General features: G+C 63.0%; 14 protein-coding genes, 1 pseudogene and 1 riboswitch. Of the genes and pseudogenes, 10 read left to right on the top strand and 5 right to left on the bottom strand.

What is annotated here, in order from left to right:
• Positions 1 to 26: 26 nt before the first annotated feature.
• Positions 27 to 2,039 (top strand): elongation factor G, encoded by a 2,013-nt coding sequence (gene fusA, locus E5Z01_RS01625; protein WP_135227776.1) that lies wholly within the window; start codon positions 27 to 29, stop codon positions 2,037 to 2,039.
• A 103-nt stretch (positions 2,040 to 2,142) separates the two neighbouring features.
• Positions 2,143 to 2,742, top strand: a complete 600-nt coding sequence (locus E5Z01_RS01630; protein ID WP_135227777.1) for a hypothetical protein — start codon at positions 2,143 to 2,145, stop codon at positions 2,740 to 2,742.
• 4 nt (positions 2,743 to 2,746) lie between these two features.
• On the opposite strand, the gene E5Z01_RS01635 is transcribed toward E5Z01_RS01630, so the two are convergent.
• The 3 genes and pseudogenes from E5Z01_RS01635 to E5Z01_RS01645 form a co-directional block, all read right to left on the bottom strand.
• The gene (locus E5Z01_RS01635; protein WP_135227778.1) at positions 2,747 to 3,106 is read right to left on the bottom strand and encodes a hypothetical protein; all 360 of its coding nucleotides are present in this window, start codon (positions 3,104 to 3,106) and stop codon (positions 2,747 to 2,749) included.
• 484 nt (positions 3,107 to 3,590) lie between these two features.
• Complete coding sequence (locus tag E5Z01_RS01640; protein ID WP_135227779.1) at positions 3,591 to 4,142, bottom strand: YsnF/AvaK domain-containing protein; 552 nt, start codon at positions 4,140 to 4,142, stop codon at positions 3,591 to 3,593.
• Positions 4,143 to 4,467: 325 nt separating this feature from the next.
• Positions 4,468 to 5,322 (bottom strand): annotated as a pseudogene (locus tag E5Z01_RS01645) (PRC and DUF2382 domain-containing protein); the annotation flags it as partial.
• Positions 5,323 to 5,792: 470 nt separating this feature from the next.
• On the opposite strand from E5Z01_RS01645, the gene E5Z01_RS01650 reads away from it, so the two are divergent.
• The 6 genes from E5Z01_RS01650 to E5Z01_RS01675 all read left to right on the top strand — a co-directional run bounded on the left by E5Z01_RS01650 (position 5,793) and on the right by E5Z01_RS01675 (position 10,894).
• Positions 5,793 to 6,806, top strand: coding sequence for a threonine aldolase family protein (locus tag E5Z01_RS01650; protein ID WP_135227780.1), 1,014 nt, complete (start codon positions 5,793 to 5,795; stop codon positions 6,804 to 6,806).
• A 1-nt stretch (position 6,807) separates the two neighbouring features.
• Positions 6,808 to 7,134, top strand: a complete 327-nt coding sequence (locus E5Z01_RS01655; RefSeq protein ID WP_135227781.1) for an HNH endonuclease — start codon at positions 6,808 to 6,810, stop codon at positions 7,132 to 7,134.
• A 66-nt stretch (positions 7,135 to 7,200) separates the two neighbouring features.
• On the top strand, positions 7,201 to 8,511 hold the full coding sequence (locus tag E5Z01_RS01660) for a DUF2330 domain-containing protein (protein ID WP_135227782.1): 1,311 nt from the start codon (positions 7,201 to 7,203) through the stop codon (positions 8,509 to 8,511).
• A 74-nt stretch (positions 8,512 to 8,585) separates the two neighbouring features.
• A complete protein-coding gene (locus E5Z01_RS01665) occupies positions 8,586 to 9,593 on the top strand; it encodes a CPBP family intramembrane glutamic endopeptidase (protein WP_135227783.1) in 1,008 nt (335 codons plus the stop codon).
• 9 nt (positions 9,594 to 9,602) lie between these two features.
• The gene (locus E5Z01_RS01670; protein ID WP_135227784.1) at positions 9,603 to 9,977 is read left to right on the top strand and encodes a YkvA family protein; all 375 of its coding nucleotides are present in this window, start codon (positions 9,603 to 9,605) and stop codon (positions 9,975 to 9,977) included.
• 158 nt (positions 9,978 to 10,135) lie between these two features.
• On the top strand, positions 10,136 to 10,894 hold the full coding sequence (locus tag E5Z01_RS01675) for a hypothetical protein (RefSeq protein ID WP_240738129.1): 759 nt from the start codon (positions 10,136 to 10,138) through the stop codon (positions 10,892 to 10,894).
• 118 nt (positions 10,895 to 11,012) lie between these two features.
• On the opposite strand, the gene E5Z01_RS01680 is transcribed toward E5Z01_RS01675, so the two are convergent.
• A complete protein-coding gene (locus E5Z01_RS01680; RefSeq protein WP_135227785.1) occupies positions 11,013 to 15,632 on the bottom strand; it encodes a DNA-directed RNA polymerase subunit beta' in 4,620 nt (1,539 codons plus the stop codon).
• Between the two features lie 229 nt (positions 15,633 to 15,861).
• Positions 15,862 to 19,644, bottom strand: a complete 3,783-nt coding sequence (gene rpoB, locus E5Z01_RS01685; RefSeq protein WP_135227786.1) for a DNA-directed RNA polymerase subunit beta — start codon at positions 19,642 to 19,644, stop codon at positions 15,862 to 15,864.
• Between the two features lie 263 nt (positions 19,645 to 19,907).
• Between rpoB and E5Z01_RS01690 the strand changes: the two genes are divergently transcribed.
• A complete protein-coding gene (locus tag E5Z01_RS01690) occupies positions 19,908 to 20,609 on the top strand; it encodes a hypothetical protein (protein ID WP_135227787.1) in 702 nt (233 codons plus the stop codon).
• Between the two features lie 120 nt (positions 20,610 to 20,729).
• Positions 20,730 to 20,843, top strand: a riboswitch (TPP riboswitch).
• Between the two features lie 212 nt (positions 20,844 to 21,055).
• On the top strand, positions 21,056 to 22,873 hold the full coding sequence (thiC, locus tag E5Z01_RS01695; RefSeq protein ID WP_135227788.1) for a phosphomethylpyrimidine synthase ThiC: 1,818 nt from the start codon (positions 21,056 to 21,058) through the stop codon (positions 22,871 to 22,873).
• Positions 22,874 to 22,948: the final 75 nt, after the last annotated feature.

The following is a 22,948-nucleotide window of genomic DNA, read 5'->3' on the forward strand; positions in this document are numbered from 1 at the left end:
CTGACATGCAAAGGTTGAGGTGGTTTATGTCCGTTCGTATTGTAAGTATCGCCGCGCACAGCGGCGCTGGGAAAACGACGCTTGCCGAGGCCCTGCTGCACCAGAGTGGGGCCATTACTCGTCGCGGCCGGGTGGAGGATGGCACGACTCAGAGTGACTTCAGTGAGGCCGAGAAGAAACACGGGTTCTCGATCAGTACGTCTAGCCTGCTGCTGAAGCACAAGGACACGGATATCACTGTGCTGGACACGCCCGGTTACGCTGATTTCGTGCGTGAAATTCGCGGGGCCATTCGTGCCGCCGATACGTCCCTGATGGTGGTGAGTGCAGTGAGCGGCGTGGAAGTGGGCACGGAACGGGTGTGGGCTACCGCTGACCGTTTCAACATGCCGCGCATTGTGGTGATCAACAAGATGGACCGTGAACGCGCCGACTTTCACATGGCCCTCGCCAGCGTGAAATCCAGTTTGCCGGGTCATGTGGCCGCCGCTTACCTGCCGGTTGGTGAGGGCGAGCACTTCCGGGGCATCGTGAACATCCTGACCGGGGAAGCCAGTGAGGGGGCGGAAGTGCCGTCTGACATGCGTTCGACCTTACGTGACGCCCGCAGCGAACTGGTGGACGCCATCGTGGAAACGGACGACGACCTGATGAACCGCTACCTGGAAGGCGAGGACATCAGCGACGACGAACTGCACAGTGCGTTCATGAAGGCCGTGCATGCCGGGACGCTGTACCCGGTGATTCCCCTCAGTGCCGAGAAGGGAATTGGCGTGCGCGAACTCCTGAACCTGATGGTCGATGGCCTGCGTAGCGCCGAGGAACGCGGCAACCTGGTGGGTCAGGACGGCGAGGAACGCGAACCGAAGAAAGATGCCCCCTTCAGTGCCCGCGTGTGGCGCAGCAGTGTCGACCCTTACGTTGGGAAACTCGCTTTCATTCGGGTGTGGAGCGGCACGCTGAAACCTGGCGACACTGTGCTGAACACCACGCACGACATCGAAGTCAAACCCGCTCACCTGTACGTCATGAACGGCAAAGACATTCAGGAAGTGCCGGAACTGACGGCGGGCATGATTGGTGTCATCACCAAAATTCAGGACTTGCACACCGGAGACACCCTGGCTGATCCGAAGCACCCCATCCGGTACGACGAACTGTGGATGCCGGAACCCGCCCATACCATTGCCCTGCACCCCACTACCCGTCAGGACGAGGACAAGATCGGCGCGGCCATGCAGCGCCTGATGGAAGAAGATCCCACGCTGCACTTCGCCCGTGAACCGCAGACCGGCGAGCAACTCCTCTCGGGCATGGGCGACATGCACACCACCATCGCCATCGAGAAACTGGCGGCCCTGGGCGTGAACGTCACCACCAGCGCCCCCCAGATTCCTTACCGGGAAACCATCCACGCGGCCGCCGAGGCGCAGGGCAAGCACAAGAAACAGTCCGGCGGGCACGGTCAATACGGCGACTGCAAAATCCGCATCGAGCACGGCGACGGGTACGGCTTCAGGAGCGCCGTGGTGGGCGGAGCTATTCCCGGCAAGTACATTCCCAGCATCGAGAAAGGCGTGCAGGACGCCCTGGAAAGAGGCTTCCTGGCCGGCTTCCCCATTCAGGACGTTCAGGTGACTGTCCTGGACGGCAGCTATCACGATGTGGACAGCAGCGATATCGCTTTCCGAACCGCCGGCAGCCTGGCCCTGAAAAACGCCATGGAGAACGCCAAGCCTGGCCTGATGGAGCCGGTCGTCCTGTTGAAAGTCCGCGTTCCTGCGCAGTTTGCCGGGGACATCATCGGCGACCTCCAGACCCGCCGCGCCCGCGTGCAGGGCATGGATCCCGAGGGCACCGTCATGGTGGTCAGTGCGGTCGTGCCGCAGGCCGAGTTGCAGAATTACAGTGCCGATCTGCGCAGCATTACCGGTGACCGGGGGGCTTTCAGCGTCAAGCCGCAGGGTTATCAGGACGTACCCGACCACATTGCCAGAAAAGTTATCGAGGAACGCCAGAAACAGATGGCGAACGCATAAGCGAACCTGCCCTCTTCTTAATGCCCGGCAGTTTCAAGCTACCGGGCGATTTTTTTGCACTGGGTTCAGCAACCTCGCGGGCGTTGACCACGTAACAAGAGGCATGAAGAAATTAACCCTCGGCTTTCTTCTGGTTGCCTCTGTTGCTACTGCACAAACGCAGACGGTGTTCATTAACGGCGTGGGCCTGCAAGCCACGCCCGTCACGGAGAAAGGCGTCGTGTACTACAAATTCAAAGCTGATGACCTGAAACGTGTCGGCGCAATCACGGCAGGCGGCGTCACCCCCAAAATGGAGGCCGTAAAAGGCTGCGTGGGAGACACGCTCTTCAACGGCGTGTACACCGTGCAACTCCTGAACACCTTCTGGGCAGGAGATCGTTTCGGTGCAACCCTGAAAATAGCGAACGCCAGCAAACAGGAACTTCACAACTTCATGCTCCCCAGCCCCAGCGACGTGAAAGCCGCCAACAAGGCTGGAAATGCCGTCGAAATGCCCAATTATGAAGATAGGTGGCTCGCTACCCTTCTGCCCGGCGCGAACACCACCGTAAAAACCATGACGGACAACATCAAACAGAAGGGCTGGACGCGTCTGCTGGTGCGCCCCAGCGCTTCCAGTATCAGGGAATTGCAGGACGATAAATTACCCCTGGCAAAGGTTTACAACATGGAATTTGACCTGACCTGCACGAAAAAGTAAGCCCTCACGACCCCATGCTGGGAAAAGTCTCGTTCACCACGCGGTCATTCTCGAAGGTGACCACGTTATCGCCACGTCCCGGCGCACCGTAAATCGTCCATGTTGGGGCAGTCAGGATGGTGTTCAGGTCAGCCAGCGGAACTTCCGGCACGCCACGCAACCACAGTAATTGCAGGTGCGTCAGGCCTCGAATGTCCGGTCTGGCTGTTTTCTGCGCTTTTAACCGCGTAATCAAACCGGTCATTTCGTCAGGTGGTGGGGTCAAACTCAACTCGCGTTCCACATGAACGGAACTTTCAAACGGCACCAGGAACTGCTGACAGGTTTTGCCCTCGAAAGGTAATTGCCACGGGGCGGTCGGCATGTTCCCGTGCGGCTACCATGGCTGCCCGCATGCGTTTCGCGGGTTGACCGGTGAACACGAACGGTTGCATGACCGCTCTGGGCGGTAATGTTCCACCACCCCGCCTGACTTCTATGGGTATTTTTTCGGCCCAGCGTTCCACCTTCAGGACTTTCACCGTGTCTTGAATACTTCCGACGTCCTCGGTCGTGCTATAGGGGGTGAAGTACACAAGCGGCCCGTCACCGTACACCCATACATTCTTCCCCTCATATTTTTCGCGTAGCGTGGCGGTGGCCGCGTCGCTCACGGTGGTATGAAGTGGCACGGTCTAAGGTTGGGGTGGCCGGGTTTTTGTTGGTTTCGGCGGCAGAACTTGAGGTTCCCGTCCGCCGGAAGTCAACCCCACCATAATCTCACAGTCACGAGAAAAGCGGGAATGGCTCGGTGCATACGCACTTCATACCATTCCTTACGCGCCCGGGACATCAACTTTTGTTGGTGCTCAATCGTCCAGTTTCACTTCGCGCACCAGGCCCTGTGGGTCTCGCACGTCCAGTTCCTCGCGCAGCAGCGTGATGTTCTCGGTGTGCGTGTAGGTGCGCGTTTCCTTGTTCAGGGTCACGTCGCTCAGGGCGAAGACTTCCTTTTGCACCACGGCCTTTTCATCATGGACAATTACTTCGTAGGTGCGGCCCGGTTCCAGCACTTCGCCGTTCAGGGTAACCTTGCCGGCCCCGTCGCGCACGGTGATTTCCAGGGTTTCGGTGGTCAGGGTCACGGGCAGGACTTCCTCGCGCTGCCTGACCACCTTGCGGATGCTGACGCTGCCCGCCTGTTCACGCAACACCTCTACGCGGGCGCGTTCCTCGTGCAGGGTCAGGGTCTCCAGTTCAGTACTGGTGCGGGCCTGCGACAGCGAGTCGGGATTGATGACTTCGGTGATGTTGCCGCGCCGGACAGCGGTCACGCGGCCTTCGGCCTGGTCGTCCTTGCCGGAAACGACGCGTTCTCCAGGGACATCGGCGCTGAATCTGGGGTCTTCTTGACTGGTCATGGAATCGGAGTCACCTCGGGTGGGTAGGTCGGGGAAGGATGGAAAAAAGGGCAGAGGAATCAACCCTCTGCCCCCTTATGCATGGGGTGGCTCAGACTTTGCGGTCGGCGTCGAGCATGTCGCGGTCGGCCTGGTCGTTGTTCATGTTGGCCTTGGCGCGGTCTTCAGCGGCCAGGGCATCGTGCTTGGGGTTGCCCGTGATGGCCCCGGCCACCTCGTGGCCCACGGCGCGCAGGCGATCAGCACCTTCTTCAAGCTTGTTGCCCGCCGCAGAGGCCACGTCACCCGCGGCGCTGCCAGCGTTGGTCATGGTGCCCACGGCTCCGGTTGTGCCGGTGGTCATGCCACGGGTGCCGTCGGTCATGGTCACTTCGCCGGTCTTGTTGACTTCCAGCACTTCCTTGCCGATGGTGTCGGTCACGGTTTGCGTTTCGGTCACGGCGCGTTTGCCCAGGCTGACTTCTTCGGTCACATAGGCCTGTTTGCTGACGTTGGCGCGTTCGGCTTCCAGCTCGACGGTCATGGTCTGGCTGGCGGCTCCCAGAACGGCGCCTTCCACCGGACGACCATCGCTGACAGCGTGGCGCTCAATGACGACTTCTTCACGGGTCAGGGGCACCTGCACGGTTTCCTGGTGAGTTTCCACGCGCTTGCCGATCTGCACGCTGCCGGCCTTGAACCTGTCCTTGTTGACGATCAGGCGCTCTTCCAGCAGTTGCAGGCGGTCCGGGGTGGAGTACGCATGCTGACGGTAGTTGGCCACTTCAGTGTCCTTGCCGCTGACCACGCGCTCGCGGTACTGGGCGGTGTCGACATCGCTCACGCCACGCAGCACGCGCTCATCGGTGTCCATCATGTCGGTGCTGTAGGCCTGGCCTTCGCGGTATTCGCTCATGGCCTTCACCTGGTCTTTGGTGAGATTGTCGAAGTACACGCCGGTGTCGTCGATGCGGCTGTAGCCCACGGGCACCAGCACTTCCTTGCTGGAGAACCAGCCACCCACGTCAACGAGCAGGAAACGAATGCGGCCCGTGCTGGGTTCGACCAGCGCGTCACGGACGCTGCCGATCTTCTCACCGTTGTAACCGTAAGCCGTGCCGCCGACCGGATTGTAAACGTCGTTCAGGTTGTAGTCGGTGGTGTTGAGTTCGCTGAGGCGGATCAGGCTTTCTTGGTTCATCGTCATGGTGAAACCTCCAGTTTCGAGTCTTTCTTCTCCGGGGCGTTGGATTCCCCCCGCTCATCAGAGTTTGCCGTAGCCCCCCGCCCGGCCATTTGAGACAGGCCTAAAGGCAGGCATACCCGACCTTGAGCAGAACGTCATGAAGATCACTTTGGTTGGCGTCTCATCCGGGTGTCGAGACGCACAAAATCTGCCCAAAGCTGTCCGACACACCAAAATAGGTATGGCTTTAAGTGCTGTCTGGAACGCGCCGATTGAGCCCGGCCGGCGTGGCTTCCGGAGTGCAGACTCGCCAGCGCAGGTGAACAGGCATGAAACTCCTCGTAGACGTTGAAATCACCAGGTACACTGCACCCTGTTAGGCGCCCGCAAAGGCAGGGGATATGCGCGAATTGACGTACCGGCGCAGACGCCCCTGAAAGCAGGCATTTCCGCCTGCGCACCTGGCCGGGACGCTAGCCTGGGGCATGACTGACACGCTGAAGGTCGATCTTCGTTCCGATACCGTGACCCGGCCCACCCCGGAGATGCGTGAGGCGATGGCGAACGCCGTGGTGGGCGATGACGTGTACGGCGAAGACCCCACCGTGAACGAGTTGCAGGACGCCCTGGCGAGAATGACCGGCTTCGAGGCGGGCTTGTTCATGCCGTCGGGCAGCATGACGAATCAGGTGGCGATTGCGGTGCATACCCGCCGGGGCGAGGAGGTTATCTGCGCCGAGGGGTCACACATCTACGAATGGGAGCTGGGCATGATGGCGGCTTTCAGCGGCGTGGTGCCGCGTTTCGTGCCCGCGCCGCTGGGCGTGCCGGATGCGGAGCAGGTGCGGCTGGCGGTGCGTCATAGCATTCACCAGTCGCCCACGGGACTGATCAGCCTGGAGAATACGCACAACAAGGCGGGCGGCACGGTGATTGCGCTGGAAGTGATGGCACAGATTCGCGCCGTCGCCGACGCGGAAGGTTTGCCGCTGCATCTGGACGGCGCGCGGGCTTTCAACGCCGCGGCGGCCCTGAATGTCTCGATCGAGGAAGTCTGCCGCCCTTTCCACACCGTCAGCATCTGTCTGTCCAAGGGCCTGGGCGCCCCGGTGGGCAGCGTGCTGCTCGGCTCGAAGGACTTGATGACCAGGGCGCACCGTTACCGCAAGATGCTCGGCGGCGGCATGCGCCAGGCCGGCGTGCTGGCCGCCGCTGCGCTGATCGCCCTGCGGGACGGCCCCGCCCGCCTGCCCGATGACCACCGCCGCGCCCGGCAGCTGGCCGAAGCGCTCGTGAACGCCGGGTACGACGTGAATATGGCAAGTGTCCAGACCAACATCGTGTACGCCACCCTTCCCGACGCCCAGCGCAAGGTGGACGCCTGGGCCGAGAAAGGTGTGCTGGGCAGTGCCCTGGGGCCGGACGCCGTGCGCCTGGTGCTGCACCACCAGATCGACGACGAGATGCTGCACCGCGCCATTCAGGTCTTGACCGCCTGAAGTGGCCCGCAAGCGCCCCGAAACCGACTGGCCCCCACCACCCGCCGCGCCGGAACGCTGCGCCCTGTGCGAACGGGAAACGCCGACGCTGACCGAACACCACCTCATTCCGCGCTCGCAGGGGCGGAGGCGCGGGCTGAAGGTGGCCGAGTTGCCCACCGTCCTGCTGTGTTCCCCCTGCCACAAGTTCCTGCACAAGACCTTCACCAACGCCGAACTGGCCGGGGAGTTCAGCAGCGTGGACGCCCTGCTGGAGCACCCGGATGTGGAACGCTTCCTGAAGTGGGTACGCAAACAACCTGTTTCCAAATCCCTGCGCGTCAAATGATTCAGGTTGCGGTCAGCCCAGCCTTTAAGCTGAGTCTTGAACCCCCCGGCGTTCAAGGAGAACCGTATGCGACTGACCCGCAAAACGTCCGCCCTGTTGTCCCTCGCACTTGTCTCGCAGGCCGCCGCGTTCTGCGGGTTTTTCGTGGCCAAGGCCGACACGAAACTGTTCAACCGCAGCAACCAGGTCATCATTGCGCGGGACGGGAACCGCAGCGTGTTCACCATGATGAACGACTACCAGGGCAACGTGAAGGACTTCGCCCGCATCGTCCCCATTCCCGTGGTGCCCAGACGCGAGGACATCCGCATCGGTGACCCGAACATCATCAAGAAGCTCGACGCCTACAGCGCCCCGCGCCTGGTCGAGTACTTCGACGAAGACCCGTGCCTGCCGCCTATGCCAAAAGCCCAGACCACCGCGACCTCAGCCATTGTCGAGGACGCCGCCCCCCAGCAACGCCGCGCAGACGCGCTGGGCGTGAAGATCGAGGCCAGTTACCAGGTGGGCGAGTACGACGTGCTGATCCTGAGTGCCAGGCAGCAAAACGGTTTGGCGACCTTCCTGCGTGACGAGGGGTACAGGTTGCCGGCCGGGGCGGAAAAAATGCTGGGCGATTACCTGCGCGGAGGCATGAAGTTCTTCGTGGTGCGCGTGAATCTGGAACGCTTCGACCAGTCCGGCGGGGGCTTCCTGAACCCCATCGTCATGACCTACCAGTCCGAGAAATTCATGCTGCCCATTCGGCTGGGCACCCTGAACTCGCCCGGCACCGAGCAGGACCTGACGCTGTACCTGCTCTCGAGCCAGGGCCAGGTGGAAACCAGCAACTACCGCACCGCGAAAATCCCCAGTGGGCAGGAAGTGCCGCTGTTCGTGAAACAGGACTTCGGGAAGTTCTACCGCGACCTCTTCAAAACCACGCACCTGCGCGAGGGCCGCGACGTGCCTCTAATGGAGTACGCCTGGAACACGAACTGGTGCGACCCGTGCAGCACCGAGCCGCCCACCCCGGCGGAACTGGCCGAAGCGGGGGTATTCTGGCGGCAGCAGAACGCGGGCGCCGGGGTGAAGCCCGCCCTGCCGGCCCTGAAGATTCCCGACACGCCCGGCAAGCCCGTGTACCTGACCCGCTTGCACGTGCGTTACACCGCAAAAACGTACCCGCAAGACCTGCACTTCAAGGTCACGCAGAATACCGGCAACTTCCAGGGCCGTTACGTGTTGCGTCACCCTTACACCGGGGCGGCCGGGTGCGAGGCGGGGCGGCAGTACCGCGCCAGCCTCCCGAAACAGCGTGAGCAGCAGGCCCAGAACCTGGCGCGGCTGACCGGCTGGGACATCGGCGACATCCGCAAGAGAATGCAGAGGCAGTGAGGCTTCCTGAACGGGCCGCAGGGAAGAGGGTGGAGTGAAGGCAAGCGGCCCGCCGGCGCGGTAAGCTCACGGGGATGACCACCCCGACCCCCACGCCCCCCACCGGGCCGGAAGACCCACCCGTTCAACTGACCCCCCAGACGCGGGGTGTCCGCGCGGTGGACGGCAACCGCGCCGCGCTGCTGCTGCTGGTCGTGCAGAACGTCGCTTCGGCCCTGCTGATCCGGTATGCGGGCGCGGGCCTGGGGACAGCGCTGCTGGGTTCCTTCCTGATCACAGTGCTGCTGGCCTTCCTGGCGCTGCCCGGCCCCATGCGTGCGCTGCTGGCCGATTCGCGCTGGCGCACCCCGCCCGCCTGGGGCACCGCCCTGGCCGGCTTCGCGCTGGGGTTCATGGCCTCGCGCGCCTTCGCACTGGCGTACCTCATGCTGGTGCCGGGCGCCGCCAGCAGCGTGCCGCAATTCCTGAGCAAGGGCATTGACCTGTGGGTGCTGGTGCTGTCGGCGGGGCTGCTGATACCACTGGCCGAGGAAGTGGCCTTCCGCGGCCTGATGATGCGCGGGCACGAACGCGCCGCCGGGTTCACGGTGGCCGCCCTGACCAGCACCCTGGCCTTCTCCATTGCTCACGGGGTGCCGGCCAGCATCGCGGGCATCCTTCCGCTGGCTTACGTGCTGGCCAGGATCGTGCAGCACACCGGCAGCCTGTGGAACGCGGTGATCATTCACGCGCTGAACAACACCCTGTCGGTGGTGCTGGGCGCGGTGCTGGCCGGCAACAGCCTGGGAAAGCAGAACGAAGCGATGGACATGCTGAAAAGCGAGGCCCTGCGCCTCCCGCTGGCGGGCGGTGCCCTGCTGTTCGGCGCGGCGGTGCTGTTCGTGGTGCAGCAGTGGTTGACGCCGAGGCCCGACCCGCAGGTGCTCGACCTACAGATGCCCAGTGCGCAGGTGTCCAGTACCCGGGGCCCGTGGCTCAGCGCCGCCTACGTGGTGATCGTGCTGTTCGGCCTGCTGGCCATTCTGGCGGGCCTTCCCGCTGTGCAGGCGCAACTCACCAACCTGCGCGGCGTCCTGCGCTGACCCTGCCGCATGCTCGACCGACTGAAAAGCGCGGCCAGCCGCCTGAAAGCCGAGCTGCTGGCGCTCAGTTACGCCGCCCGTGACCCGCGCACGCCCTGGTACGCCCGCGCCCTCGCGCTGCTGGTGCTGACTTACGCCCTGAGTCCCATCGACCTGATTCCCGACTTCATTCCGGTGCTGGGCTATCTGGACGACCTGCTGCTGCTTCCTGCCGGGCTGTGGCTGGCCCTGCGCCTGATCCCCCCGCAGGTCATGGCCGACGCCCGCGCGCAGGCGTCCCGCCACCCCCACAAACTGGGCAAAAGCATCTGGGGACTGCTGCTGATGCTCTTGATCTACGCGGCCCTGGTCGTCCTGACCTGGCGCTGGTGGACACTTCGCTAGAGCATTTGACAAAAGAACGCCGTGATTTTGTCCGGGCAGACTGGTACAGCTCGCAGAGAGCGAGTGAATTCAGACGAGCAGGACGAAGAATGGAGCGCTCTGGGATGCCCTTCCACAGAGCGCGTCATTTGGAGGACTGCTCTAGAGTGGGGGAGAAGATGGCCCAACCCAAGAAAAAGAAGGCGCCCCCCAGGAACGCCCCGCCCAGAACAAATTCACCTGCCGCGCCTCCCGTCGCCGCGCCGTTGCCGGCCGAACTGCTGACCTCTCCAGCCACGTTCGGCGCCAGGCTGGCGCGGGCGAACACCGTGGCCTGGCAGTACTGGCCTGCGCCCGTGATGGCGGCGCTGCTGGCGGGGCTGGCCTATGCCCTGCTGATGCGTCCCGGCCTGAACCTGGCCGCTGCCGAAGCCCTGAAGGCCGCCGGCGAAAGCGGTGCCCTCGCGCCCACCGTGCTCTCGCATATTGCCAACGCTTTCGGCACCTTCTTCCTGACCACCCTGACCTTCCTGACCATGTGGGGCCTGGGCCGGGTCGGCATCCGTAGCCCCCAGGCCAAGGTGGCCGAGGTCTACAGCGCCACCTTCACCCTGCTGGTTCCCCTGTTCCTGCTGGTGATCCTGCTTATTCTGCTGACGCCCGCCAGTGCATGGGCTTTAAGTCCCGCCGAGATCAGCGCCGCAAAGGGTCAACTGGTCGACCTGCAACGCGCCGCCCTGCATGTGGCGTCCCGCACGCCCGCCGCGCTGGCGTTTGTAGGAGTCACGCTGCTCGGCACGCTGGCGCAATTCGCGCTGGCTTACCCCGCCCTCAAAGCCACTGCTGGAAGCCGGGCCATGCGCGGCGTGCTGCTGCCCCTGCTGCCTGCCCTGCTTATCCAATTCCTGGGGGTGGCCCCCCTGATCTTCGCCCGCTGAGGTCGATCCAACTGGTTCACTTGCGCTGTCCTTCCACCGGCCTTCTGTCAGCCAAGAGCAAAAGGAAAACCCCCACCCGTCTCCGAGTGGGGGTCTGCCTTGAGCTTTCCAGCAGCGTTCAGTCGCCGTAGCTGGGGTTGATGTTGGTGGGGCGGGTGTCGTCGTAACGCTGGTTCCCGGTAACGGAGTCGGTGCTGGTGCTGCCTTCGCCGTATTTTTCCAGGGTGCGTTCGTCGGCCACCTGCATGTCGCGTACGGTCAGCAGGCCCGTGCCGGCGGGAATCAGTTTCCCGAGGATCACGTTTTCCTTGAGGCCGATCAGGTCGTCCACCTGGCCGCGCATGCTGGCTTCGGTCAGCACGTGGGTGGTGTGCTGGAAGCTGGCGGCCGAGAGCCACGACTTGGTGGTCAGGCTGCTCTTGGTGATGCCGAGCAGCACAGGCTTCCAGCTGGCCGGGGTCTGGCCTTCGGCGAGGTTCTCGTTGGCCCCGTCGACTTCCCAGCGCTCGACGGTCTGCCCTTCCAGCAGCGTGGTGTCACCGCCGTCGGTGACTTCGACCCAGCGCAGCATCTGGCGCACGATCACTTCGATGTGCTTGTCGTGAACCTTCACGCCCTGCGAGCGGTACACGCGCTGCACTTCCTCGACCAGGTAACGCTGGGCGGCGTCGGTGTCCTTGTACAGCAGCAGGTCGTGGGGGTTGATCGCGCCGCGCGTGAGGGCCTGCCCGGCTTCCACGCGGTCGCCATCCTTCACGATCATGCGCAGCGCCTTGCCGATCTTGGTGGCGGTCTTGCTGGAGTACGCCTCGTCGTCGGCGTCGATGCGCACCAGGTAGCGTTCTTCCTCGTCCTCGATGCGAACCACGCCGTCACGGTCGGCGACCACGGCCTGGGTCTTGGGCTTGCGGGCCTCGAACAATTCGATCACGCGGGGCAGACCCATGGTGATGTCGCCGCCGCCGGCGATCCCGCCGGTGTGGAAGGTACGCATGGTGAGCTGCGTGCCGGGTTCACCGATGGATTCGGCGGCCACGACGCCCACCGCTTCGCCCATGCTGACGGGTTTGGCCTGCGAGAGGTCGTACCCGTAGCACTTCTGGCACACGCCCGCCTTGACCTTGCAGTTCAGCGGTGTGCGGACGAATACTTCCTGAAGGCTCTTGGCGTCCCTGGTAATCGCTTTCACGTCTTCCAGCGAGAGCATCTCGCCTTCGGGAATCACGCGGCCGTCGCTCAGTTCCACGTCGCTGGTCAGGGTGCGGCCGTAGATGCTGGTCTCGATTTCGCTGCCCTTGCGGGTGCGCCATTCGCCGGTGCGCTCGTCGGTGGCGCCCAGCGGAATCACGGTGTAATCGGTGCTGCCGCAGTCCACGTCGCGCACCACGACTTCGTGGGCCACGTCCACCAGTTTACGGGTGAGGTAACCGGAGTCGGCGGTACGCAGAGCGGTGTCGGCCCCACCTTTACGCGCCCCGTGGGTCGAGATGAAGTACTCCAGCACGGTCAGCCCTTCACGGAAGCTGGCGCGAATCGGCACTTCGATGGTGCTGCCGTCGGGGCGGGCCATCAGGCCGCGCATCCCGGCCAGCTGACGGATCTGCTGCGGGTTCCCGCGCGATCCCGAAGCGGACATGATCCACAGGGGGTTGAAGGGGTAGTTCTGGCTGAAGTTCTCGAACACAGCGTTCTTCACGGCGTCCGTCGTGTCGTTCCAGAGTTGCACGACCTGCTTGTAGCGTTCCTCATCAGTCATGAAGCCGAACTCGTAGTTCTGCTCGATCTCGGAGAGTTTCGCGTCGGCTTCGGCCAGCAGTTCGGGCTTGTTGGGCGGCAGCACGATGTCGTCGATACCGATGGTGATGCCCGAGGTGGTGGACAGTTTGAAGCCGCTGTCCTTCAGGCCGTCGAGCAGACCGGCGGTGGCCTCGATGCCCAGTTCCTTGAAGCAGGCCATGACCATGTCCTTCAGGGCGTCTTTCTCGTACACCGTGTTCAGGTCGACCAGTTGATCGACCAGGCGACCCTGCACGCCCAGCGCTTCCTGCACCATGCGGCGGAAGGTGACGCGCCCGGCGCTGGTTTCGTGAACCTCGCCGTTCAGGCGAATGCGCACGTGATCCTGGTAGTCGATGACGCCCTGATCCACCGCCAGAATCGCTTCGTCGGGCGTGGAGAAGGTGTACAGCAGGCGGCCCGGGCTGGTTTCCACGCCGTTCACCTCAATCGGGGTGTTCAGGTGGAGCTTGCCGTCCTCGTAGGCCTTCAGGGCTTCCTGCTCGTCCGCGAACTTGCTGCCCGCGCCCAGGTTGTCCCTGCGCAGCTGGGTCAGGGTGAAGATGCCAAGCACGATGTCACGGCTGGGTTTCACGTTCGGCTCGCCGTTGGCGGGCGAGAGCAGGTTGTGGGCCGACAGCATCTGAATGCGGGCTTCGGCCTGCGCCTGGGCGCTCAGCGGCACGTGAATCGCCATCTGGTCACCGTCAAAGTCAGCGTTGAAGGCTTCACAGACCAGCGGGTGCAGCTGGATGCTCTGGCCTTCCACCAGCACCGGCTCGAAGGCCTGGATGCCCAGTCGGTGCAGGGTCGGCGCGCGGTTCAGCAGCACGACCTTGTCCTCGATGACCTCTTCCAGCGCGTCCCACACGCTGTCACGGGTGTCGCGGTAGCGTTCGAGCATCTTGCGGGCCTGCTTGATGTTGGTGACTTCGCCCTTCTCTTCGAGCACCTTGAACAGGAACGGTTTGAACAGCTCCAGCGCCATGCGCTTGGGCACACCGCACTGGTGCAGCTTCAGCTGCGGGCCGACCACGATCACCGAGCGGCCGGAGTAGTCCACGCGCTTGCCCAGCAGGTTCTGGCGGAAACGGCCCTGTTTGCCGCCCAGCAGGTCGGTCAGGCTGCGCAGGCTGCGGTCGGAACCGGGGTTAGTCACAGGGCTGCCGCGGCGGCCGTTGTCGATCAGGGCGTCCACCGCTTCCTGAAGCATGCGCTTCTCGTTGCGGATGATCATGTCCGGCGCGCCCTGCGAGATCAGTTTCTTGAGGCGGTTGTTGCGGTTGATCAGGCGGCGGTACAGGTCGTTCAGGTCGGACGTGGCGAAACGTCCGCCGTCCACCTGCACCATCGGGCGCAGGTCTGGCGGCATCACCGGAACGGTATTCAGGATCATCCAGGTGGGGTTGTTGCCGCTGGCCTTGAAGCTGCGGGTCACTTCCAGCCGTTTGCGGGCCTTGGCGCGTTTGTGGCGCGAAGAGTCCTTCATCTGCTCGGACAGTTCCGCTTCCAGCTCGTCCAGGTTCAGGTCGTCGAGCAGTTCCTTCACGGACTCGGCGCCCATCTTGGCGTCGAAGTCGTAGGACTCGATCACGCGCACCTGCTTGCGCACCAGGTCAATCTCGATGCGGCCCGAGATCTCGCTGCGCAACCCTCCCTCGTCGGCCAGTTCGTCACCGGGTTCGACGCGGTCACCGTTCACCACCAGGGGCTCGTCGCTGTAGGTGTACACTTTCGCTTTGCTCACGATGATGCTGGCAGGCGCGTGCAGCGTGATGACCCCGTCGGCCTCGGCAGTGATTTCTTCGTCCTTGTCGATGGCCCCCACGACTTTCTGGCCTTTCTTCACGGGGCTGCCGTCGCCGACCAGCACGTGCATGGTGGGGTTGATGGGGTACTCGGCGCGGCGCGTCCAGTGGGCGTTTACGGTCACGTCGCCCTTCTTGGGGAAAGTGACGCCCGACAGGCTGCTGTCGCGGCTCACGCGCAGGCGGCTGCCGCTCTTGGCCGTCGCCAGCACGTCGCCCGCCGCCACGATTTCACCGTAGACGACGCTCACGTCCATGCCGTGAGGCACGTACACGCGCGAGATCACGTCACCAAAGGGTGCGGCGTCCTCTTCATCGCTTTCTTCCGCGCGTTCACGGATTTCCAGCATGACGCTGTCCTCGCCCATCTCCAGCACGTTCACCACACCGTCCACCGGCGCGGTGACCTGCACGTCGGCTTCCAGTTCGGCCAGGATTTCTCCGGCGCGGAAGGCCTCCTGCTCGACCAGCATCTCGGCGGGCACGGGCAGCAGGGCCTCGACGTTCTCGGCGTAAGCGATCTCGGCGCGGCGCGGGAAACGGTACTGCGCCAGACCGTCCATCTTGCTGACCACGTTGCCGCCCAGCGTCTGACCACGGGTGACGTACTCACCGTCACGCACGACGGCTTCCTGACCGTTCGGAACAGTGTACGTCTCCTGCCGCCCGAAACGCAGTTCACGGTACTCGTCGTCCGAGAGCAGTTCGCCGCGCTTCAGCGGGCGCCCGTCCTTCTGGGCATTGCGCGGATCGGTCACCAGGAAGGAGCTGAAGTACAGCACCTTTTCCAGCTGTCCGGCCGAGAGGTCGAGCAGCGTGCCGATTTTGCTGGGCGTGTCCTTCACGTACCAGATGTGCGCGGCAGGCGTCGCCAGGTCGATGTGGCCCATACGGTAACGGCGCACCTTGCTGCTCGTCACCTCAACGCCGCAGCGTTCACAGACTTTGCCTTCATACCGCTGACGCTTGTACTTCCCGCAAGCGCACTCGTAGTCCTTGATCGGCCCGAAGATGCGCTCGTCGAAGAGACCCTCGCGCTCCGGCTTCAGCGTGCGGTAGTTGATGGTTTCCGGTTTCTCAACTTCGCCAAAGCTCCACTCGCGGATTTTCTCCGGACTGGCGATGGCGATACGAACTTTGTTAAAGTCCTTCATTCAAACTCCTGTTATTGAAAGAACCTTGAGTTTTAGCGCCTTTCTTCTCGTAATCGTCTGATTGATCTCATGAGCCAGATCGTCTGCAAAACGATAAAAACGCTGGGTGAGATATAAAGAATTGGCTCAGACCTCTTTGCGACTAAGACAGAAATAAGCAGTCCAGCAAATATCACGATCATCGTTGCATTGAAGATGATGTCGAAAACCGCACTGCTTCTTTTCATGCTTACCGTTTCGGCATCATGCCTTCAAAGATGTCCACGTTCCGGTCGTTCTGGTCGAGGACTTCCACGTCCAGGCCGAGGGAGTGCAGCTCTTTGACCAGCACCTTGAAGGATTCGGGGATGGTGCTGCCGGAGACTTCTTCGCCTTTGACGATGCTCTGGTAGGCGGCGTCGCGTCCGTCGATGTCGTCGGATTTGATGGTCAGCATTTCCTGAAGCACGTGCGCTGCGCCGTAGGCTTCGAGCGCCCACACTTCCATTTCGCCGAAGCGTTGTCCGCCGAACTGGGCCTTCCCGCCGAGGGGCTGCTGGGTAATCAGGCTGTAGGGGCCGGTGGAGCGGGCGTGCAGCTTGTCTTCCACCATGTGGTAGAGCTTCATGACGTACATGATGCCGACCACCACAGGGCCGCTGATGGGTTCGCCGGTGCGTCCGTCGAACAGGATGCTCTTGCCGGTGCGGCTCAGTTGCATCTGAGCTTTTTCGTAATCGCCCTGCGGCGGGTCGATGACGCCCAGTTTCGCGCCGCGTTCCAGCACCTCGATTTCGCGCTTGTCGAGTTCGAAGCCCTCGTCCTTGCGCTTCTGGAGGCGTTCGGCGGCGGCGACTTCCAACATTTCCTTGATGGTCGCCTCGGTCACGGAGTCGAACACCGGGGTCTCGAATTTCTGACCCGTCAGGCGGGCCACTTCGCCCAGGTGGGTTTCCAGAATCTGGCCCAGGTTCATGCGCGAGGGCACACCCAGCGGGTTGAACACGATGTCCACGGGCGTGCCGTCTTCCAGGTAGGGCATGTCCTCGGGGGCCATGATCTTGGAGACGACGCCCTTGTTGCCGTGGCGGTTGGCGACCTTGTCACCCACCTGCAACTGGCGTTTCTGGGCCACGTACACGCGCACCATTTCACGCACGCCGGGCTTCAGGTCCACGCCTTCGTCGCCGCGGCGGAAGCGCACGGTCTTCACCACGATGCCGCCCTGACCGGACTGCACGCGCAGCGAGGTGTCCTTCACCTCGCGGGCCTTCTCACCGAAGATGCTTCTCAGCAGGCGTTCTTCGGGCGTGGGTTCGCTCTCGCCTTTGAAGCTGGTCTTGCCGACCAGAATATCGCCGGGCTTGACTTCCGCGCCCACGCGCACGATGCCGTCCTCGTCGAGGTCGCGCAGCGCGGCCTCAGACAGACCGGGGATGTCGCGGGTGATCTTTTCCGGCCCCAGCTTGGTGTCACGGGCCTCGATCTCGTCTTTCTCGATGTGGACGCTGGTGTAGAAGTCCTGGCGCACCAGGCCCTCGTTGATGCAGATGGCGTCCTCGAAGTTGAAGCCGTCGAAGGGCATGATGGCGATGGTGATGTTGTGCCCCAGCGCCAGGCGGCCAAAGTCGCTGGCAGGGCCGTCGGCGATGACCTGACCGGCCTTGACTTCATCCCCGGTCTTGACGATCGGGTGCTGGTCGAGGTTGGTGCCCTGGTTGCTGCGGGTGAAGCGCACCAGCTCGAAGGTGCGGACGTTGCCCTTGTTCAGGTTCACGTCGGGCGCGTCCTCGGTCAGGGTGATCTGGATGGCGCGGGCGTCCACGTACGTCACGCGGCCATTCACGTCGCTGACCACGCTGGTGCCGGAGTCGGTCACCACGCGGCGCTCGACGCCGGTGCCCACGGCGGGGCTGTCGGCGCGCACCAGCGGCACGGCCTGCGACTGCATGTTCGATCCCATCAGCGCGCGGTTGGCGTCGTCGTGCTCCAGGAACGGAATCAGAGAAGTGTTGATCGAGACGATCTGCTTCGGGCTGACGTCCATGTACTCGACTTCTTCCGGGTGGTACAGCAGCGGGTCACCCTTGCGGCGGGCCAGGACGCGCTCCTCACCGAAAGTGTTGTCGTCGTTCAGCGGGCTGTTGGCCTGGGCGATGGTGTAACGGTCTTCGATATCGGCCGTCATGTACTCGACGTTCTCGGAGACCACGCCATTTTCCACCTTGCGGTACGGCGCCATGATGAAGCCCAGGTCGTTCACCTTGGAGTAACTGGCCAGCGAGGAAATCAGACCGATGTTCGCGCCTTCCGGCGTCTCGATGGGGCAGATGCGCCCGTAGTGGGTACGGTGCACGTCGCGCACGTCGAAACCGGCGCGTTCACGGGTCAGGCCGCCCGGCCCCAGCGCGGAGATACGGCGTTTATGGCGCAGATCCGACAGTGGGTTGGTCTGATCCTTGAACTGCGAGAGCTGCGAGCGTCCGAAGAACTCACGCATGGCCGCCACGATCGGGCGGTTGTTCACCAGTTTGGTGGGGGTCGCGGCGTCGGGGTTGCCCAGCAGCATGCGCTCACGCACACCACGCGCCATGCGGCCCATGCCCACGCGCAGCTGGTCGGCCAGCAGTTCGCCCACGGTGCGCACGCGGCGGTTGCCGAGGTGGTCGATGTCGTCCTCATTAAATTGATTGTCAGAACCAACAGCGGCGACATTGTCCAAAAGTCGGTACACGCTATTTACAACACGTTCTTTATAGATTTGTCTGTTGCTTTGAAATTCCGATTTAGACATTGTTGCCTGACCCCCATCACTAAGGGTCTTGACGAAGCCTTCGTACCAGCTATCAAACGCCTTTTCTAGCTTTTCCTTAATATTATTTGAGGCTATGTATTTTCTTAAGGCATCATCGGTCGTTCTAGCTGATTCGCCGCCTTTGACGGCAGCCTGTAAATCACTAATCAGATTTGCAATGGACTTCTCTGAGGAAAGAACTTCTCGCGTAATCCAAAAATCAAAGGATGCACTGATTGCGCTGTCAACCTTAGCCCCATAAGATGCATCTTGGTTGGTAAGACCTAAAAGATATCTGATTGTTGTAATTAAGCCTTCGTCGTAAAAGCGCCCATTGATATAGGTTAGTAATGTCCTGGCATCTGACTCAACGCCCAGCTTGCGGTTCATCTTGAAGCGGCCCGGCTCGCCCAGATCGTAGCGGCGCGGGTCGGCCAGCAGGCCGTACAGGTACTGAATGGCCTTGTCACGCTTCGGGGGGTCGCCGGGGCGCAGCACCGTGAACAGGCGCAGCAGGGCCTCGTCGGCGCCCATGCCCGCGCTCTTGTCCTCGGGCAGCTCGGCGCCTTCGGGCTCGAACTCGGTGAACAGCGCGCGCAGGCTGGCGTCGTCGTAACCCAGCACGCGCAGCAGCATCGCCACCGGGAACTTGCGCTTGTTGACCTTCATTTCCAGGATGCCGCCCGCGAACTCCAGTTCGATCCAGGGACCGCGCTTGGGCATCGGGATAATCGCGGCGGTGTACAGCTTCTTGATGCCCTTGTAGGAGCTGGTGAAGTACACGCCGGGGCTGCGGTGAATCTGCGAGATCACCACGCGGTCGGCCCCGTTGATCACGAAGCTGCCGTCCTCGGTCATCAGCGGCAGGTCGCCCAAGAACACCTGGTCTTCCTTGATCAGGCCGCTGTCCTTATGAATCAGTTGCAGTTTGGCGTACATCGGCGCCTGGTAGGTCAGGTCCTTCTCGCGGCACTCCTCGGGGCTGTAGGGCGGCTCGCCCAGGCGGTACTCCAGGTAGTCCAGCACCAGGCCCGTGCTGCGGCCTTTTTCGGTCTCGTCGATGGGAAACACTTCACGGAAGGCACTTTCCAGACCGACATTGTCCCGCTGATCCGGGGCCCGGTCGGCCTGAAGGAACGCCCGGAAGGAGTTCACCTGCACTTCCGTCAGCTCTGGAAGATTGATGACTTCCTTGATTTCGCCGAATCGCTCGATACGGGGGGGAGTTTTCTGCGTCATGCACACCTCTGAGAAAAAAGAACACCGCCAGGAAACGGCAAAAACAGGCACGCGGCAAACCTTTCCGCGTCCCACACCAAAAAAACTACTTGTGGAATCCGTTAATCAATGAACTCCTGCATGACCCATCATGGTCAGCCAAACTTCAGTATACGCGCTGATGTAAAAACGGTCAAATAAGCAAGCGCCCTGGGTACACCTTCGCCTTGATCCTCATGCTAAAGCCGGATGCCCTGGTGACAAGGGGCCCTTAAATTCAGGACATGAACCTGAGGCAATGGCTGCTGACTGCGCTGATGACGCTTGGCCTGGCGCAGGCAAAGGGGGGGCCGCACGTGACCTCCTCTCTCAATTGCCCGCTCAACAGCAGTCCGGCAAAATCCGTCGATTGCCGCTGGCAAGTCCCGGCGGGAACAGTGCGGGTGGTAGGTGATTCCCCTCGTTACGACATCATTCTCAGCGCCCATACGCAGGCCGGAAAGCTGCGCTGGCAGGAAAAGAAGGTGAGCATCATTTTCGGCATTCAATTGCTGGATGGCGTGCTGGTGATCGACACCAACAGTAATGGGGCCGGAACCATGATCTCGTCCTCGACCGCCCTGATCTCACCGAAGCTGAACCCACCTGTCTGGATCTGGGGCTCGTTCATCATCAGCCGCCCGTCTGGTCACCTGGCCCTGTTCACGCAGGAGGACGTGATTCGTCCCGAGGACGATGCCGGCCTGTCCTTTCAGCGTGTGACGTTGACACCGGAGATCAGGGTTGACCCCATTCACTTCGACCAGCCCAGTCGCCCCAGCTGCGGCGCAGCGCACGGCGGGTGGGAGGCCTTCGGGCAACCGAAATTCACGCAGCGTTATGTTTACGTCATGCGGCAGGACAGCTGCGGGTACTTCATGACGCGCTTCGACTGGGTGACACCGGACGCGAGACCGCTCAGTGACGCCGTCTCCGTGACAAAGTAGCCCCCACGCTGCGCCCGCTGACTTCTATTTTTTCCAGCGGGTGATTCCTGCGGGTTGCCTGACTTGCTGCGGCGTCCAGGCTTTCGCTTGACCCGCTTGCTTTCGGGTGGCACACTGCGGTCACGTCAACAGGGGTGCTTTCCGCGCAGTGCGGAGGGCTGAGAGGGCCAGCGGGCCTAACCCTAGAACCTGAACTGGGTAACACCAGCGGAGGAAGATTGACGTGAGCGGACTTCCTGCATGCCTGCATGGGCCGCCCTCCTCCGGAATGTTTTCAGGGGGAGGGCTTTTTTATTGAATGAACAAGCGAAGCGGGTGCAGCCGGGAAAAGGCCACTCCCTCGATGTTTTTTGATCTGAACCGACGTTGAATCTACTTCCGGCGTGCCGTTTGAGCTGCGGCCCGTGTCCTTGCTTCTCTGCCTGTTGTGCCCCTGGAGGCCCCCTATGTCCCTGAACCCCGAGATCCTGTCCACCACGCCCTTTCCCGGCAGCGAGAAACGCTTCCTGACCGGAGAACTTCATCCTGATGTGCGCGTGCCCGTGCGCGCCATCCGCCAGACGCCGACGGTCGAGGCGTGGAGCGGCGTGACCCGCAGCACCCCGAACCCGGACCTGCTCGTGCCGGACACCAGCGGCCCGTACACCGACCCTACCGTGCAGATCGACCTGGAACGCGGCCTGAGCGTCGCCCGGCCCTGGCTGGCGCACGACCCGCGCCTGGAGGTCACGCCCCGCTTCGCGGCCCAGGCCGACCTGGACGGCCCGCTGCCGTTCCCGGCGGTGCCCGCCCCCCGCCGTGCCAGATCGGGGCAGGCATTCACGCAGATGCAGCGTGCCCGCGCGGGCGAGATCACGCCCGAGATGGAATTCGTGGCCCTGCGCGAGACCCTGCGCCAGCACGCCAGCTTCGACCTGACGCAGCAGCATCCCGGCGAGGCCTTCGGCGCGGTCATCCCCCGCGAGATCACCCCAGAATTCGTGCGCGCGGAGGTCGCCCGCGGCCGGGCCGTGATTCCCGCGAACGTGAACCACCCGGAACTCGAACCCACGGTCATCGGCCGGAACTTTCGCGTGAAGGTCAACGCGAACCTCGGCACCAGCATCGTGACCAGCAGCATCGAGGAGGAGGTCGAGAAGATGGTCTGGGCCGCCCGCTGGGGCGCGGACACCGTCATGGATCTCTCCACGGGCCGCTTCATTCACCAGACCCGCGAGTGGATCCTGCGCAACAGCCCCGTGCCCATCGGCACCGTGCCCATCTACCAGGCGCTGGAGAAGGTCGGTGGGAAGCCCGAGGAGCTTACCTGGGACCTGTACCGCGACACGCTGATCGAGCAGGCCGAGCAGGGCGTGGACTACTTCACCATTCACGCCGGGGTGCGCCTCGCCCACGTTCCGCTGACCGCCCGCCGCCGCACCGGGATCGTGTCGCGCGGCGGCAGCATCCTGGCGAAATGGTGCCTGGCGCACCACCGGGAGAACTTCCTGTACACGCACTTCCGCGAGATCTGCGAGATCATGGCCGCGTACGACATCACCTTCAGCCTCGGGGACGGCCTGCGCCCCGGCAGCATCGAGGACGCCAACGACGCCGCGCAGTTCGCGGAACTGGACACCCTGGGCGAACTCACCACGGTCGCGTGGGAGCACGGCGTGCAGACCATGATCGAGGGGCCGGGGCACGTGCCCATGCAGCTCATCCGCGAGAACATGACCCGCCAGCTCGACGTGTGCAAAGAAGCGCCCTTCTACACCCTGGGGCCGCTCACCACCGACATCGCTCCCGGCTACGACCACATCACGTCCGCCATCGGCGCCGCGCAGATCGCGTGGTACGGCACGGCCATGCTCTGCTACGTCACGCCCAAGGAACACCTCGGCCTGCCCGGCAAGAACGACGTGCGCGAGGGTCTCATGGCGTACAAGATCGCCGCGCACGCCGCCGACCTCGCCAAGGGCTACCCCGGAGCGCAGGCCCGCGACAACGCGCTCAGCAAGGCCCGCTTCGAATTCCGCTGGCAGGACCAGTTCAACCTTTCACTCGACCCGGAACGCGCCCGCGCCCTGCACGACGAAACCCTGCCCGCCGAAGCCGCCAAGACCGCGCACTTCTGCTCCATGTGCGGCCCGCACTTCTGCTCCATGAAACTCAGCCAGGACATCCGCGCCGCCGACGTGCTGGCCGGCATGGAGGCCAAGGCCCGCGAGTTCCGCGAGTCGGGCGGCGAACTGTACACCGACGCGGTGGGCGCCGATGACTGAGGAAAAATTGCCGGAAACATCGCAGATGGTTTCCCGAGCAGCGCGAGCCGCAACCAAAGGGTTCGGCGGAATGGA

It is taken from the genome of Deinococcus fonticola (genome assembly GCF_004634215.1).
GTDB classification, from domain to species: Bacteria; Deinococcota; Deinococci; order Deinococcales; family Deinococcaceae; genus Deinococcus; species Deinococcus fonticola.

Bases quoted from the DNA above. Each gene is read 5' to 3' on its own strand.
- thiC (WP_135227788.1), top strand. From the start codon at position 21,056: ATGTCCCTGAACCCCGAGATCCTGTCCACCACGCCCTTTCCCGGCAGC.
- E5Z01_RS01630 (WP_135227777.1), top strand. From the start codon at position 2,143: ATGAAGAAATTAACCCTCGGCTTTCTTCTGGTTGCCTCTGTTGCTACT.
- E5Z01_RS01675 (WP_240738129.1), top strand. From the start codon at position 10,136: ATGGCCCAACCCAAGAAAAAGAAGGCGCCCCCCAGGAACGCCCCGCCC.
- fusA (WP_135227776.1), top strand. From the start codon at position 27: ATGTCCGTTCGTATTGTAAGTATCGCCGCGCACAGCGGCGCTGGGAAA.
- E5Z01_RS01690 (WP_135227787.1), top strand. From the start codon at position 19,908: ATGAACCTGAGGCAATGGCTGCTGACTGCGCTGATGACGCTTGGCCTG.
- E5Z01_RS01640 (WP_135227779.1), bottom strand. From the start codon at position 4,142: ATGACCAGTCAAGAAGACCCCAGATTCAGCGCCGATGTCCCTGGAGAA.
- E5Z01_RS01635 (WP_135227778.1), bottom strand. From the start codon at position 3,106: ATGCCGACCGCCCCGTGGCAATTACCTTTCGAGGGCAAAACCTGTCAG.
- E5Z01_RS01670 (WP_135227784.1), top strand. From the start codon at position 9,603: ATGCTCGACCGACTGAAAAGCGCGGCCAGCCGCCTGAAAGCCGAGCTG.
- E5Z01_RS01665 (WP_135227783.1), top strand. From the start codon at position 8,586: ATGACCACCCCGACCCCCACGCCCCCCACCGGGCCGGAAGACCCACCC.
- E5Z01_RS01660 (WP_135227782.1), top strand. From the start codon at position 7,201: ATGCGACTGACCCGCAAAACGTCCGCCCTGTTGTCCCTCGCACTTGTC.
- rpoB (WP_135227786.1), bottom strand. From the start codon at position 19,644: ATGACGCAGAAAACTCCCCCCCGTATCGAGCGATTCGGCGAAATCAAG.
- E5Z01_RS01680 (WP_135227785.1), bottom strand. From the start codon at position 15,632: ATGAAGGACTTTAACAAAGTTCGTATCGCCATCGCCAGTCCGGAGAAA.
- E5Z01_RS01650 (WP_135227780.1), top strand. From the start codon at position 5,793: ATGACTGACACGCTGAAGGTCGATCTTCGTTCCGATACCGTGACCCGG.